Source organism: Paracoccus nototheniae (assembly GCF_004335005.1).
Taxonomy (GTDB): domain Bacteria; phylum Pseudomonadota; class Alphaproteobacteria; order Rhodobacterales; family Rhodobacteraceae; genus Paracoccus; species Paracoccus nototheniae.
In genome coordinates this window covers 1-14,257 of sequence record NZ_RQRT01000082.1, presented here as the reverse complement: position 1 = coordinate 14,257, position 14,257 = coordinate 1, and the positions used below count along the sequence as shown (strand labels likewise).

At 67.6% G+C, this 14,257-nt stretch carries 16 protein-coding genes; 14 read left to right on the top strand and 2 right to left on the bottom strand.

Translation table 11 applies throughout. The annotated features are described in order from the left end of the window. Positions 1-108 precede the first annotated feature (108 nt). The 5 genes from EG885_RS19520 (at position 109) to truA (ending at position 4,547) form a co-directional block, all read left to right on the top strand. Positions 109-354: a DUF4170 domain-containing protein gene (locus tag EG885_RS19520; protein WP_131577969.1), complete on the top strand. Its 246-nt coding sequence runs from the start codon at positions 109-111 to the stop codon at positions 352-354. Next, the gene (locus tag EG885_RS19515) at positions 354-1,574 is read left to right on the top strand and encodes a 3-deoxy-D-manno-octulosonic acid transferase (protein ID WP_131577967.1); all 1,221 of its coding nucleotides are present in this window, start codon (positions 354-356) and stop codon (positions 1,572-1,574) included. Before EG885_RS19520 ends, EG885_RS19515 begins: the two co-directional genes overlap by 1 nt. Continuing rightward, positions 1,571-2,560 (top strand): tetraacyldisaccharide 4'-kinase, encoded by a 990-nt coding sequence (gene lpxK, locus EG885_RS19510; protein WP_131577965.1) that lies wholly within the window; start codon positions 1,571-1,573, stop codon positions 2,558-2,560. Before EG885_RS19515 ends, lpxK begins: the two co-directional genes overlap by 4 nt. A gap of 146 nt (positions 2,561-2,706) precedes the next feature. Further along, positions 2,707-3,729: a 5-bromo-4-chloroindolyl phosphate hydrolysis family protein gene (locus tag EG885_RS19505; protein WP_131577963.1), complete on the top strand. Its 1,023-nt coding sequence runs from the start codon at positions 2,707-2,709 to the stop codon at positions 3,727-3,729. Continuing rightward, positions 3,729-4,547, top strand: coding sequence for a tRNA pseudouridine(38-40) synthase TruA (gene truA, locus EG885_RS19500; protein WP_131577961.1), 819 nt, complete (start codon positions 3,729-3,731; stop codon positions 4,545-4,547). The genes EG885_RS19505 and truA overlap by 1 nt, the downstream gene beginning before the upstream one ends. On the opposite strand, the gene EG885_RS19495 is transcribed toward truA, so the two are convergent. Next, positions 4,481-5,302 (bottom strand): sugar transferase, encoded by an 822-nt coding sequence (locus EG885_RS19495; protein WP_131577959.1) that lies wholly within the window; start codon positions 5,300-5,302, stop codon positions 4,481-4,483. The two genes, truA and EG885_RS19495, sit on opposite strands and share 67 nt — an antisense overlap. Positions 5,303-5,468: 166 nt before the next feature. Between EG885_RS19495 and EG885_RS19490 the strand changes: the two genes are divergently transcribed. The 9 genes from EG885_RS19490 to EG885_RS19450 all read left to right on the top strand — a co-directional run bounded on the left by EG885_RS19490 (position 5,469) and on the right by EG885_RS19450 (position 13,322). Further along, positions 5,469-5,924, top strand: coding sequence for a universal stress protein (locus EG885_RS19490; RefSeq protein ID WP_131577957.1), 456 nt, complete (start codon positions 5,469-5,471; stop codon positions 5,922-5,924). 97 nt (positions 5,925-6,021) lie between these two features. Beyond that, entirely contained in the window at positions 6,022-6,585 is a 564-nt protein-coding gene (locus EG885_RS19485; RefSeq protein WP_131577955.1) for a NifU family protein, read from the top strand. Further along, positions 6,578-7,198: a tRNA (adenosine(37)-N6)-threonylcarbamoyltransferase complex dimerization subunit type 1 TsaB gene (gene tsaB, locus EG885_RS19480; protein ID WP_131577953.1), complete on the top strand. Its 621-nt coding sequence runs from the start codon at positions 6,578-6,580 to the stop codon at positions 7,196-7,198. Before EG885_RS19485 ends, tsaB begins: the two co-directional genes overlap by 8 nt. Continuing rightward, complete coding sequence (locus EG885_RS19475) at positions 7,195-7,677, top strand: GNAT family N-acetyltransferase (RefSeq protein WP_415639353.1); 483 nt, start codon at positions 7,195-7,197, stop codon at positions 7,675-7,677. The genes tsaB and EG885_RS19475 overlap by 4 nt, the downstream gene beginning before the upstream one ends. Before the next feature lie 82 nt (positions 7,678-7,759). Beyond that, a complete protein-coding gene (locus tag EG885_RS19470; protein WP_131577951.1) occupies positions 7,760-8,749 on the top strand; it encodes a BMP family lipoprotein in 990 nt (329 codons plus the stop codon). Continuing rightward, positions 8,749-10,398: an ABC transporter ATP-binding protein gene (locus EG885_RS19465; protein ID WP_242679757.1), complete on the top strand. Its 1,650-nt coding sequence runs from the start codon at positions 8,749-8,751 to the stop codon at positions 10,396-10,398. The genes EG885_RS19470 and EG885_RS19465 overlap by 1 nt, the downstream gene beginning before the upstream one ends. Next, positions 10,398-11,504: an ABC transporter permease gene (locus EG885_RS19460; RefSeq protein ID WP_131577949.1), complete on the top strand. Its 1,107-nt coding sequence runs from the start codon at positions 10,398-10,400 to the stop codon at positions 11,502-11,504. Before EG885_RS19465 ends, EG885_RS19460 begins: the two co-directional genes overlap by 1 nt. Next, the gene (locus tag EG885_RS19455) at positions 11,501-12,529 is read left to right on the top strand and encodes an ABC transporter permease (RefSeq protein WP_131577947.1); all 1,029 of its coding nucleotides are present in this window, start codon (positions 11,501-11,503) and stop codon (positions 12,527-12,529) included. The genes EG885_RS19460 and EG885_RS19455 overlap by 4 nt, the downstream gene beginning before the upstream one ends. Then, positions 12,513-13,322 (top strand): purine-nucleoside phosphorylase, encoded by an 810-nt coding sequence (locus EG885_RS19450; RefSeq protein WP_131577945.1) that lies wholly within the window; start codon positions 12,513-12,515, stop codon positions 13,320-13,322. Before EG885_RS19455 ends, EG885_RS19450 begins: the two co-directional genes overlap by 17 nt. Here the strand turns inward: EG885_RS19450 and yghX are convergent. After that, positions 13,310-14,194, bottom strand: coding sequence for a YghX family hydrolase (gene yghX / locus EG885_RS19445; protein WP_131577943.1), 885 nt, complete (start codon positions 14,192-14,194; stop codon positions 13,310-13,312). The genes EG885_RS19450 and yghX overlap by 13 nt on opposite strands. Positions 14,195-14,257 lie beyond the last annotated feature (63 nt).

The window sequence follows — 14,257 nt, the reverse complement described above, 5'->3', positions numbered from 1 at the left end:
CTGCGGGCGATGGCCTCGCGCATCTGGTCCAGATGGCCCTCGGCCTCGGTTATCATCGTCTCGGCCCGGCTTTGCTGAAAGCTGTCCACGGACCTCTAGGAGATCCCCATGAGCCAGCGCCTGCACCTCGTCTTCGGCGGCGAACTCGTCGATCCGCAAAGCACCAAGTTCCGCGACACCGACAACATCCATATCGTCGGCATCTTCCCCGATTACGACAGCGCCTTCGCCGCCTGGAAATCCGAGGCGCATCGCACCGTCGACAGCGCCCAGACCCGCTATTTCATCGCGCATCTGCACCGCCTGCGCGACGAGGAACGCGAGGTCAGCCCGACCGAGGAACTGGACAGCTGATGAGCGGGGCGGGCCTGGGCCAGCTGGGGCTGTGGCTGCATCTGCGCAGCCGCCGCAGCGATATCCCGGCCCTTCCCGACCTGCCGCAGGGCCATGGCCCGGTGCTGATCCTGCATGCTGGCGCCGAGGCGGCGCAGGCCGTGCCGCAGGTGCTGCAGCGCCTGATGCGCGCCCGTCCGCAGCTGCGCATCATGCGGCTGGACGATCTGGACCCGGCCAGCAGACAACCCGATCCGTCCGACGATCCGCTGCTGATGTCCCAGTTGCTGGACCAGACGCGGCCACGCGCCGTGCTGCTTCTGGGACAGGCGCTGCCGCCCGCGCTGATCGCCGCCGCCTCGGCGCGGCGGATCCCGGTGGTGCTGGCCGAATGCCGCCTGTCGCCGGATGCGCTGTCCTGGGGCATGCGCGGTGGCATGCAGCGCAGGCTGTTGTCGCAGATGTCCGCGGTCATGCTGGCCGACACCGCCAGCCTGTCGCTGGCCCGGCGCATCACCCTGCCCGCCACGCGGCTGGAGATGACCGGCCCGGTCTCGGAAATCCGCGAGCCGCTGCATTGTTCGGAAACCGAACGCGTCTCGATGGCCCAGCAGCTGAACGGGCGCCACGCGTGGTTCGCAGCCTCGCTGCCCCCGTCCGAGGAATCGGCCGTGCTCGAGGCGCATCAGGCCGCTTTGCGCCGGTCCCATCGTGCGCTGCTGATCCTCAGCCCCCGCGACCCCTCGCGCATCGACGGCCTTGCCCAAGAGATCGAGGCGGGCGGTCTGACCGTCGCCCGCCGCAGCGAGGACGAGGATTTCGGCGATGAAATTCAGGTTCTGCTGACCGACGGCCCGACCGAGATGGGGCTGTGGTATCGCCTTGCCCCGGTCAGCTTCATGGGCGGCACGCTGGCGGGCGACGATACCGCGATGCGCCATCCCTTCGAACCGGCGGCTTTGGGGTCGGCCATCGTGCACGGCCCGGAACCGGGGCCGTTCCGCACCGAATGGCAACAGCTGGACGGCGCGCAGGCCGCTTGTCAGGTCCGCTCGTCCGGCGATCTGGCCCAGGCCATCGCCGAGCTGACCCAACCCGAACTGATCGCCTCGCTTGCCAGCAATGCCTGGACGGTCAGCACCGGCGGCGCCGATGTGGCGATCCGCATCGCCGACCGGGTGCTGGCCGCGATGGACGAGCCGCGTCCGCAGGATGCGCCCGGCGAAAGGCAGCCCGCATGACCGGCGCCCCCGGCTTCTGGTTCCTGCGCCCGCCCAGCCTGCGCGCGCGGGTGCTGGCCCCGCTTGGCACCGCCTATGCCCGCGCGACCGCGCGACGGCTGGCCACCGGTGCGCGGGCGCAAGTCGGCGTGCCGGTCATCTGCGTCGGCAACCTGAACGCGGGCGGCACCGGCAAGACGCCCACCGTCATCCATCTGCAGATGGCGCTGGCCGCGCGCGGAGTGTCGGTTCACGTCGTCTCCCGCGGCTATGGCGGCTCGGCCAAGGGGCCGCTGCGCGTCGATGAACGCCAGCATGACGCCGCCCTGACCGGGGACGAGCCCTTGCTGATGGCGGCCTTTGGCCCGGTCTGGGTGGCCGATGACAGGCTGGCGGGCGCACGGGCGGCGGTCGGGGCCGGGGCGCAGGCGATCCTGCTGGATGACGGGTTTCAGGATCCGGCGCTGGCCCATGATCTGGGACTGGTCGTGGTCGATGCGGCCAAGGGTTTCGGCAACGGCCTGTGCATCCCCGCAGGTCCGCTGCGCGAACCGGTGGCCACCGGGCTGGCGCGCGCCGATCTGCTGCTGTCCATCGGCCCCGACGCCGCGCAGGCGCAGTTCACCCCGCCCCCCGGCGCCCCGCCGCATCTGCGCGGCCATCTGGCGCCCTTGCAGATGGGCTTTGACTGGCGCGGCCACAGGGTTCTGGCCTTTGCCGGCATCGGCCACCCCGAGAAATTCTTTGCCACGCTGCAGGCCTTGGGCGCCGATATCGTCCGCGCCGAGGGATTGCAGGATCACCAGCCCTTCAGCCCCGCCCTGCTGACCCGGCTGGAGACCGAGGCCCGCCTGACCCGCGCCCAGCTGGTCACCACCGAAAAGGACGCCGCCCGCCTGCCCCGCACCTTCCGCCCCAAGGTCATGGCCCTGCCGGTGCGGCTGGCCATCGCCGATGACGCGCCCCTGCGCGCCGCATTGGACCGCCTGTTTCCGGCCGGCGTTTGAAATCCGCGCGCGAATGCCGATATAACCCCCGATGACGCGCGAAAGGATGCCCATGTCACGCAATGCCCAAGGCCGGCTAAGCTTTTATCTGCTGCTTCTGCTGACGCTTTACGCCTCGCTGGCGGGCGCGGGCTGACGGGGGCATCATGTCACAACGCTTTGGCGGGCGCTTTTCGCCCGAAAACCTGCTGAAAAACAACCTTAACCGGCCTGCGGCAGGGGCACCCCCGCCGCGCGACGTCCTGCCCCCCACCCCCCGCCACCCGCATGAGGGGCGGCCGAAATGGATCACGCTGGCGGCCTCGCCCTTCCTGCTGGGGGCGTTCTTTCAGGGCGCGACCGGCATGGTCACCGATCTGGCGGCCTTTGGTCTGGTCGCCAGCGGCATGTGGATGACGCGCGAAGGGCTGGTGGCGCAGGCCGCCTATCAGGCCCGCCGCGTGGCCAAGCGCCCGGCGATCCCGCGCAAGCTGTTCGGCGGCGCGCTGGCGGCCTTGGGCATCGGTCTGGGCGCCGCCGAACCCGGTGTCTGGGCCGAGGCCGGGCTGATCGGCGCGGCGGGTCTGGCGCTGCATCAGCTTTCCTTCGGGCTGGACCCGTGGCGCGACAAGGGCCGCGAGTCCGTGGACAGCTTTCAGCAAAGCCGGGCCGAGACGATGATAACCGAGGCCGAGGGCCATCTGGACCAGATGCGCGAGGCCATCGCCCGCAGCGGCGACCGCCGGTTGCAGGCGCGGGTGGCGATGTTCGATGCCAGCGTCCGGCATCTGTTCGACCGGGTGCGCGACAATCCCGGCGGTCTGGCCTCGGCCCGGCGCTATCTGGGGGTCTATCTGATGGGTGCCCGGGATGCGACGATCCGCTTTGCCGATCTGTATGCGCTGACCCAGGACCAATCGGCCCGCGCCGCCTATGAATCCTTTCTGGACGATCTGGAAAAAGATTTCATCGCCCGCGCCGACCGGCTGCTGGACGGCGACCGCGATGCGCTGGACATCGAGATGTCGGTCCTGCGCGACCGTCTGGCCCGCGAGGGGCTGACCGGCGCCGCGACCCGCGTCGATCCCGCCGACCGCCCCGCCCTGCACAGCGCCGAGGCGCAGACCCTGGACGATCTGCTGCGGATGCCCATCGGTGGCGACCCCAAGGTCAAGGTTCGCCGCGACTGATGCCCCGTTTCGCGCTGCAGGTGGAATATGACGGCGCGCCCTTTGCCGGATGGCAGGCGCAGGCCAGCCACCCCTCGGTTCAGGGCGCGGTCGAGGCCGCGCTGGCCCGGCTGGATGCGGGCTTTGCGGCGGGCGCCCGGATCGCGGCGGCGGGGCGCACCGATGCGGGCGTGCATGCGACCGGACAGGTGGCCCATGCCGATCTGGTCCGGGACTGGGATCCGTTCCGCCTGACCGAGGCGCTGAACTGGCATCTGAAACCCGCCCCGGTGGCGATTCTGCAAGCGGCGCGTGTGCCGGATGATTTCCATGCCCGCTTTTCGGCGATGGAACGGCGTTATCTGTTCCGCCTGGTGGCGCGGCGGGCACCGATGACCCATCTGCGCGGGCAGGTCTGGCAGGTGCTGAACCCGCTGGACGTCGCCGCGATGCGGGCGGGTGCGGCCCATCTGCTGGGGCATCACGACTTTACGACGTTCCGATCCTCGATCTGTCAGGCGAAAAGCCCGCTGAAATCGCTGGACGCGATCGAGATCACCGAGACCGAGATCCCGCAGGGCCACGAGTATCGTTTTTCCCTGCGCGCCCGGTCGTTTCTGCACAATCAGGTGCGGTCGATCGTCGGCACGCTGGAACGGGTCGGCACCGGATCATGGGCGTCCGAACGGGTGGCCCATGCGCTTGCCGCGCGCGACCGCGCCGCCTGCGGGCCGGTCTGCCCGCCGCAGGGCCTGTATCTGACGGGGGTGGGTTATCCCTGTGATCCGTTCCGCTTGCGCGACGATCCGCCCCGGGGCGAGGGCCCGACCGGCAGATAGGATTGCCCGCCCCGGCGCCTGCGGGGCCGTTCATCGCGACGAGAGATCACGATCTTCAGCGTGCTCCACAGGATCCACAGATCCAGCCTTGTCCCCCTGTGACGCTGATAGATCAGGTCGATCTTCAGCTTGGCGGGCAGACAGCGGCGGTAATACGCAGCCTCGGTCGCGGCGGCGGATTTGCAGCGCGCCAGAATGCGATCCTCGTGCCGGTGATAGATCAGCGTGGCCAGCCCCGTGACCCCGGGGCGCGAATGCAGCACCTGCGCATAAACGGCGGGAAAGCGTTCGACATATTCGCGCAAGGGGGGCCGGGGTCCGACAAAGCTCATGTCGCCCAACAGGATGTTGAACAACTGCGGCAATTCGTCGATGCGCGATTTGCGCAGAAACCGACCGACGGGGGTGATGCGCCACGCCTTATGGGCCCCGGTGGCGCCGAAATCATGTTCCTCGCACAGCATGGTGCGGAATTTCCACTGGGTGAAAGGCTCGTTCGGGGCGCGCATCCGGTGGGCGGCGTAAAAGATCGGGCGGCCCTGCACGATCAGCAGAACGACCGTCACGGCCAGCATGACCACCGACAAGGGAACCAGTAGCAGCAGCGCGAAGCAGATGTCGAACAGGCGCTTGGAACGGGGCATGGGATTGACGCCCGGAGCCCGCGCCTCGCCGATGAACCACGCCATCTTGGGCGAAGTCAGCGCGCGAAGCTGCGCGGCATCCGTCTTGTCCCAATCGTGGTGGATCGTCACAGCACCGTCCGCTTTACCATTTCCAAACTGCCCAGAGGCCTTATCGCGGCTAGCACAGGCTGGACGGCTTGAAAACCGCTGCAGGCGCCCAAGGCGCAATCACTTGCGCGTGCATGGCAGTTCCGCCACTGTCTGCAGGCAGGAACAACAGGCTTTGGGCGGAACCATGCGGAAATTTCTGGTCCTTCTGGACGACAGCAGGGAATGCCTGAACGCGATGCGCTTTGCCGCGATGCGGGCAGCCAAGTCAGAGGGCGCGGTGGTGATCCTGTCGGTCATCCCCACCGAGGAAATCCAGCACGGCTTTGGCGTGGCCGATGTGATGCGCGCCGAAGCCCGCGAACGGATCGAGGCGCATTTCGAGGTTTTCGCCAAATGGATGCGCTCGCGTCCCAAGATCGAGCCGGAACTGGTCATCCGCGAAGGCGACGCCGCCGAGGCGCTTTTGGCCCAGATCACCGAGGATGGCGAGATCGGCGTCGTCGTTCTGGGCCTGTCGGCGGATAAAAGCAGCGCGAACCCGGTGCTGACCCGGTTGATGCGCGATCCCTCCGCCCTGCCCTGCGCGATCACGCTGGTGCCGGGCGATCTGTCCAAGGACCGGCTGGAGGCGATCACCTGATCACGCCTGCGATGGCCTTTGCTGCGGCACTTCCGGCGGTCCTGCGGCTTGACCCAAGGCCCCCCCATCGCCATATCGGACATCAAAGGAGCGCCCCATGTTCATCCAGACCGAGACGACGCCGAACCCCGCCACGCTGAAATTCCTGCCCGGCGAAACCGTGCTGGGCAGCGGCACCGCCGATTTCCCCTCGCCCGATACCGGGGCCAGCTCGCCTCTGGCGCGGCGGATCTTTGCGGTCGAGGGCGTGACCGGCGTGTTTCTGGGCCGCGATTTCGTCACCGTGACCAAGGCCGAGGACCAGCCTTGGGACCATCTGAAACCCTCGGTTCTGGGCGCGATCATGGAGCATTTCCAGTCCGGCGCCCCGGCCATCGAAGGGGCGGCGCCCGAAAGCGCGGGCCATGCCGCCCATGAGGCCGGCCCCGATGCCGAGATCGTCGTGCAGATCAAGGAATTGCTGGACACCCGCGTGCGGCCAGCCGTGGCGCAGGATGGCGGCGACATCACCTTTCACGGGTTCGATCGCGGCATCGTCTATCTGCACATGCAGGGCGCCTGCGCGGGCTGCCCGTCATCGACCCTGACGCTGAAGATGGGGATCGAGAACCTGCTGCGCCATTACATCCCCGAGGTGGTCGAGGTCCGGCCCGTTGCCTGACCGGATCGTTCTGGGTTTCGACACATCGGCCGCGCATTGCGCGGCCGCTTTGCTGCGCGGCGACCGGGTGATCGGCGCCCGGCACGAGGCGATGGCCAAGGGTCAGGCCGAGCGGCTGATGCCGATGCTGGAAGAGATGCTGTCGGATGCGGGCCTTGGCTGGCGCGATCTGGACGTGCTGGGCGTGGGCACGGGCCCCGGCAATTTCACCGGCATCCGGGTGGGGGTGGCGGCGGCACGCGGGCTGGCGCTGGCGCTGCGCATCCCGGCCATCGGCATCGGCGCGCCCGAAGCCCTGGCATGGGGCCTGCCCCGTCCCTGCCGGGTGATCATCCCCGGCAAGGGCGATCTGGTGATCTGGCAGGATTTCCACGACCCGCAGGGTTCATCCGGCCCGCAGGATACCGCGCCAGAGAGCCGGCCGCAGCAGGCTGCGACCGGCTCTCTGGCGCCCGGCCCCGCGCCGGCTGCGCCGGCTCTTGGTATCGCCGAGGGCGTGGCGCGTCTTGCGGCCCTGCGGTCGCGGACCCCGCAACCCCGCCCGGCGCCGGTCTATCTGCGCCCCGCTGATGCCGCCCCGGCGCGCGATGCGCCGCCGGTGATCCTGTCGTGACGGCTGGCCCCGCGACGGGGGTCGATGACGCCCCCCTGACGCCCTCGCCCCTCTCCCCCGACGACCTTCAGACGCTGGCCGATCTGCACGCGCGATGCTTCACCCGGCCCCGCCCCTGGACCGCCCGCGAGTTCGCCGATCTGCTGGACCTGCGCGGCTGCTTTCTGCAGCGCCTGCCGCAGGGCTTTCTGCTGGGCCGCGCCATCGCGGGCGAGGCGGAACTGCTGACGGTGGCCGTTGCACCCGAGGCCCGGCGCGCCGGATTGGGGCTGCAGCTGATTGCCCAATTCGCAGGCACAGCCGCCGCGATGGGTGCCGACACTGCCTTTCTGGAGGTCGCTTCCGACAACCTTGCGGCGCGGCGGCTGTATTCGTCCACGGGCTGGGTGGAAGCCGGGTTGCGGCGGCGATATTATGGCCCTGCGGCGGACGCACTGATCCTGCGTCTGACGCTGCGTGCCACCCAAGAAGGCGGTTGACCGACCTTGACCGATGCGCCCTAATCGGTTCATCGGCGGGCGCGGTTGAATCGCCCGTATAAAAACAGGATGAGGTTCCTTGATGTCGCTGATGAAAACGCTTTTGACGGGCGCGGCCCTGACCGCTTTGCCTTTGGGCGCGGCACTGGCCGATCCGGCGCTGATCTATGATCTGGGCGGCAAGTTCGACAAATCCTTCAACGAGGCCGCCTATACCGGCGCCGCCCGTTGGGTCGAGGAAACCGGCGGCACCTATCGCGAGCTGGAGATGCAGTCCGAGGCGCAGCGCGAACAGGCCCTGCGCCGTCTGGCCGAATCCGGGTCGAACCCGATCGTCATGACCGGCTTTGCCTTTGGCGACGTGCTGACCCAGGTCGCGGGCGATTACCCCGACACGAAATTCGCCATCATCGACATGGTGGTCGAGGCGCCGAACGTGCAATCGGTCGTCTTCACCGAGGAACAGGGCAGCTATCTGGCGGGCATCATGGCCGGGATGGCATCCGAATCCGGCACGGTCGGCTTTATCGGCGGCATGGACATTCCGCTGATCCACAAATTCGAATGCGGCTTTGCCCAGGGCTTCAAATCGGTCCAGCCGGAAGGCACCGTGGTCATCAACTATACCGGCACCACGCCCGCCGCCTGGAACGACCCGGTGCGCGGGGGCGAGTTGACCCGCGCGCAGATCTCGCAGGGCGCCGACGTGATCTATGCGGCGGCGGGCGGTACCGGCATCGGCATCCTGCAGACGGCGGCGGACGAAGGCATCCTGTCCATCGGCGTCGACAGCAACCAGAACGCCCTGCATCCGGGTCAGGTGCTGACCTCGATGGTCAAGCGCGTGGACAATGCCGTCTACGAGGCCTTCGTGGCGGGCGCCGATCTGGAGCCGGGCATCCGGGTCATGGATCTGGCAGCCGAGGGCGTGGATGTGGCCGTCGACGAGCTGAATGCCGAACTGGTGACGGCCGAAATGCAGGCCGCCGTGGACGAGGCCAAGGCGGGCATCGCCTCGGGCGAGATCGCGGTCCATGACTATATGACCGACAACACCTGCCCGGCATCCTGATGACGCTTGCAGGCGATGAGATGGGGGGGCGGTCCGCTGCGGCCGCCCCCGCTGCCATCGAGCTGCGCGGCATCTCGAAGGCGTTCGGGGCGGTTCAGGCCAATCGCGACATCAATCTGACGGTGCCGCGCGGCACCATCCACGGCATCATCGGGGAAAACGGCGCGGGCAAATCGACGCTGATGTCGATCCTGTACGGGTTCTACAAACCCGATGCGGGGCAGATTCTGGTGGGCGGCCAGCCGATCAGCATTGCCGACAGCCAGACCGCGATCCGCGCCGGCATCGGCATGGTTTTCCAGCATTTCAAACTGGTGCAGAACTTTACCGTTCTGGAAAACGTCATTCTGGGGGTCGAAGACGGCGCCCTGCTGCGCCCGTCCTTGTCCAAGGCGCGCGGCGTGCTGAAGCAGCTGGCGGCGGATTATCAGCTGAGCGTCGATCCCGACGCCACGGTCGAGGATCTGTCGGTCGGCCACCAGCAGCGGGTCGAGATCCTCAAGGCGCTGTACCGGCAGGCCGACATTCTGATTCTGGACGAACCCACCGGCGTGCTGACCCCCGCCGAGGCCGATCACCTGTTCCGCATCCTCAAGGGCCTGAAGGCCGAGGGCAAGACGATCATCCTGATCACCCACAAGCTGCGCGAGATCATGGAAATCACCGACAACGTCTCGGTCATGCGGCGCGGCGAAATGGTCGCCTCGGTCAAGACGGCCGAGACCAGCCCCGAACAGCTGGCCGAGCTGATGGTCGGCCGCAAGGTTCTGCTGAACGTCGACAAGACCCCGGCGCGGCCCATGGCCCCGGTGCTTGAGGTGCGCGGCCTGACCATGATCGATGATGACGGCGTCGAACGCCTGCGCGGCATCGATCTGGACATCCGCGCCGGAGAGATTCTGGGCATCGCGGGCGTCAGCGGCAATGGCCAGACCCAGCTGCTGGAAATCTTGGGCGGATATCCTGAAAAAGGCGCGCGGGTCGGCGGCACCGTGCGCATGAACGGCGCGCCCCTGCCCTTGTCCGGGTCGGGCTGCGATGCGGGCCAGCGGCGCCGCGACGGCGTGGGCCATATCCCCGAGGATCGTCAGGTCGAAGGCCTGATCATGGATTTCACCGCTTGGGAAAACGTCGCCTTCGGCTGGCATGACGCCCCCGAATTCAATCGCGGCTGGCTGATGGACAATGACGCCATCCGCCGGGACGCCCAGGGCAAGATGGAACGGTTCGACGTGCGCCCCCGCGACTGCCATCTGGCGGCACGCAATTTCTCGGGCGGGAACCAGCAGAAGATCGTCGTCGCGCGCGAGATCGAGCGCAATCCCGACCTGCTGCTGATCGGTCAGCCGACGCGCGGCGTCGATATCGGCGCGATCGAATTCATCCACAAGCAGATCGTGGCGCTGCGCGATGCGGGCAAGGCGATCCTGCTGGTCTCGGTTGAGCTGGACGAGATATTGGCCCTGTCCGACCGCGTCGCGGTGATGTTCGACGGGCGGATCATGGGCGAACGCCTGCCCGGCCAGACCACGACCGGCGAACTGGGCCTGCTGATGGCGGGCATCACCGATACCGACAATACCCCTGCCGAGGCCGGCATCCCGCCCGAGGTCGCCCCCGCCCATGACCTGTCACAAGGACGCCCCTGATGGACAAGATGCCGAAATGGGCCGATGTGATCCTGACGCCGCTGATCTCGCTGGTCCTGGCAATGGGGATCTCGGCGCTGGTGATCCTGGCCATCGGGGAAAGCCCGTGGATGGCGCTGACGACGATGGTCGAGGGCGCCCTTGGCTCCAGCTATGGCTGGGGGTTCACGCTGTATTACGCGACGAACTTCGTCTTTACCGGGCTGGCCGTCATGGTCGCCTATCACGCCAGCCTGTTCAATATCGGCGGCGAGGGGCAGGCGGCGATGGGGGGCCTTGGCGTCGCGCTGGTGCTTTTGTATCTGCCACTGCCGCATTGGGCCATCGCCCTGCCGGTCGCGATGGTGGGCGCTGCGGCCTTTGGCGCGGCATGGGCCTTTCTGCCCGCCTTCCTGCAGGCCAAGCGGGGCAGCCATATCGTGATCACGACGATCATGTTCAATTTCATCGCCGCCGCGCTGCTGAATTACGTTCTGGTCAACCGCCTGCGCCCGGTGGGCAGCATGGACCCCGCCTCGGCCCGCTTTCCCGAGGCGACGAACCTGCCCGCGCTGACAGACATCGCCGCCGCGATGGGCTTTGACTGGGGCCGCAATTCGCCCGTCAACGTGACCTTTCTGGTGGCGCTGCTGGCCTGCTTTCTGATCTGGGTACTGATCTGGCGCACGCGGCTTGGCTATCAGATCCGTGCCTTTGGCCGGTCCGAACCCGGCGCCGTCTATGCGGGCATCAACCCGGTGGCGATCACCGTCATCGCCATGCTGATCTCGGGCGGGCTGGCGGGCCTGATGGCCATCAACAACGTCATGGGCGAGGCCGAGCGTCTGGTCCTGAACGCGGTCGAGGGCGCGGGCTTCATCGGCATCGCGGTGGCCCTGATGGGCCGCAACCACCCCTTTGGCATCCTGCTGGCCGCGCTGCTGTTCGGGTTTCTCTATCAGGGCGGGGGCGAACTGGCCCTGTGGACCTCAATCCCGCGCGAACTGATCATCGTCATTCAGGCGCTGGTGATCCTGTTCACCGGGGCGCTGGACAACATGGTCCGCATGCCGCTGGAGCGGTTGTTCCTGACCATGCGCCGGACCAGCCGGGGGGCGGTGAAATGAACATCCGCGAATCGCTGATCGCGATCCTTGTGCTGGGGATCTGCGTCTTCTGGGCGCTGGCCGACGGCGCCGCCGCCCAGCAGGGCATCGGCAGCGCATTGCGGCTGATGACGCCCCTGCTGCTGGCCTGTCTGGCCGGGCTGTATTCCGAACGCGCCGGAGTCTTCGACATCGGGCTGGAGGGCAAGATGCTGATGGCGGCCTTTACCTCGGCTTCGGTCGCCTTTCTGACCGGCAGCGCCTGGCTGGGGCTGGCGGCGGGCATCGGCGGGGCGCTGGCCCTGTCGCTGATCCACGGGCTGGCCTCGATCACCTTCATGGGCAACCAGCTGATTTCGGGCGTGGCGATCAATTTTCTGGCCTCGGGGCTGACGGTGCTGATCGGGCAGAACGCCTTCGGTCTGGGGGGGCGCACCCCGGCCCTGACCGGCGCCGGTCGTTTCCAGCCGATCACCCTGCCCGGAGCCGAGGCTTTGCGCGACGTGCCGCTGCTGGGGCCGATCTATTCCGGTCTGATCTCGGGCCAGACGATTCTGGTCTATGTGGCCTTTGCGATGGTGCCGGTGACGTGGTGGGTGCTCTATCGCACGCGCTTCGGACTGCGGCTGCGGGCGGTTGGGGAAAACCCGGCCTCCGTGGATACGGCGGGGGTGTCGGTGACGCGGCTGCGCTATACGGCGGTGGCGATCTGCGGCATCCTGTGCGGCATCGCGGGCGCCTATCTGGCCACCGGTCTTTCGGCGGGCTTCGTCAAGGAGATGACCGCAGGCCGGGGATTCATCGCGCTGGCCGCCCTGATCTTTGCCAAATGGCGCCCCTGGCAGGCGCTGTTCGCGACCTTTCTGTTCGGCCTGCTGGAGGCGATCGCCAACCTCTATCCCAATCTGGATCTGGGGATCGTGGTGGTGCCGTCGATGTTCATGAACGCGCTGCCCTATATCCTGACGGTGATCATCCTTGCAGGCTTTGTCGGCCGCGCCATCCCGCCCCGCGCGGGCGGAGAACCCTATGTCAAAGAGCGTTGACCTCGCCACCCTCATCCGTGCGCGGGCGGGGGATGAGGCACCCGAACTGGGCCTGATCCTCGGCTCGGGCCTTGGCCATCTGGCGGCACAGGTCGATGGCGTGGCGATCCCCTATGACGATCTGCCGGGCTTTCCCCATGCGGGCGTGTCGGGCCATGTCCCGCAGCTGGTCATCGGCCAGTTGGAGGGGCGGCGCGTCGCCGTGTTTGGCGGGCGGTCGCATTACTATGAACAGGGTCGCGCCGATGCGATGCGCCTGCCGCTGGAAACCCTCGCGGCACTTGGGACGAAAAAGCTGATCCTGACCAATGCGGCGGGCTCGCTGCGCGCCGACATCCCCACCGGCGGGCTGATGCTGCTGAACGATCACATCGCCTTTGCCGGGACAAACCCGCTGATCGGCGAACCGACCGACGCCCGCTTCGTGCCGATGACCGATGCGCATGACACGGAGATGCGCGCCGCCCTGCTGGCCGCGGCCCGGACCGAAGGGGTCGATCTGCCCGAGGGGGTCTATTGCTGGTTTTCGGGCCCCAGCTTCGAGACCCCGGCCGAGATCCGCGCCGCCCGCACCCTGGGCGCCGACGCCGTCGGCATGTCGACCGTCCCCGAAATCATCCTGTCCCGCTTTCTGGGCCTGCGCGCCGCCGCCATCTCGGTCATCACCAATATGGGCGCCGGGCTGTCGGACGAGGCGATCAGCCATGACCATACCAAGGCCATGGCACCGCTTGGGGCGGCCAAGCTGGAACGCGTCCTGCGCCGCTTTCTGCGGGATGATCAGGCCAGATAACGTCCGAACCAGTCCAGCGTCCGCTGCCATGCCAGCGCTGCGGCCTCTTCGTCGTAACGCGGCGTCGAATCGTTGTGAAAGCCGTGATTGGTGCCCGGATAGACATATCCCTCATAGGTCTTTCCGGCCTCTGTCAGCGCGGCCTCGAAGGCGGGCCAGCCTTCGTTCACCCGCTCATCCATGTCCGCGAAATGCAAAAGCATCGGCACCTCGATCCGGGGCACATCCCCGACCGGCGCCTGCCGCCCGTAAAACGGAACCGAGGCGCCCAGTTCGGGATAGGCCACCGCCAGCGCATGACAGACCCCGCCGCCATAGCAAAAGCCGACCGCCCCCACCTTGCCGGTCCCGGCCTCATGCGCCATCAGGAACTCGGCGGCGGCAAAGAAATCGCTCATCAGCTTTTCGGGATCGACCTCGGCCTGCAAGGCCCGGCCCTCTTCGTCATTGCCCGGATAGCCACCCTTCGAGGTCAGCCCGTCCGGCGCCAGCGCCAGATAGCCCGCCTTGGCCAGCCGCCGCGCGACATCCTCGATATAAGGGTTCAGGCCGCGATTCTCGTGAATGACCAGCACGGCGGGCCAAGGCCCCTCTCCGGCAGGCGCCACCTGATAGGCGCGCACCGCGCCATGCCCCTCGGGTGATGGATAGGTGATGTATTCCGGCACGATCGCGGGATCGTTGAAATTCACCTGCTGGGCCAGCGCATAATTCGGGCGCAGCATGGTCAGCAGCGCCAGCGCGGTCATCCCGCCCACCGCGAACTTGACCGCCCGGTCCAGAAACTGCCGCTTGGCGATCCGCCCATGAGCATAGAAATCATACAGCTCCAGCAGCTCCTGCGGAAAATCCCCCGCCTTCATCCGACCCATCCCGACACTCCTCTTCCCGGTTTCGCCACCAGCCTAACCCCAGGCCCCCGCAGGCCCCCATCA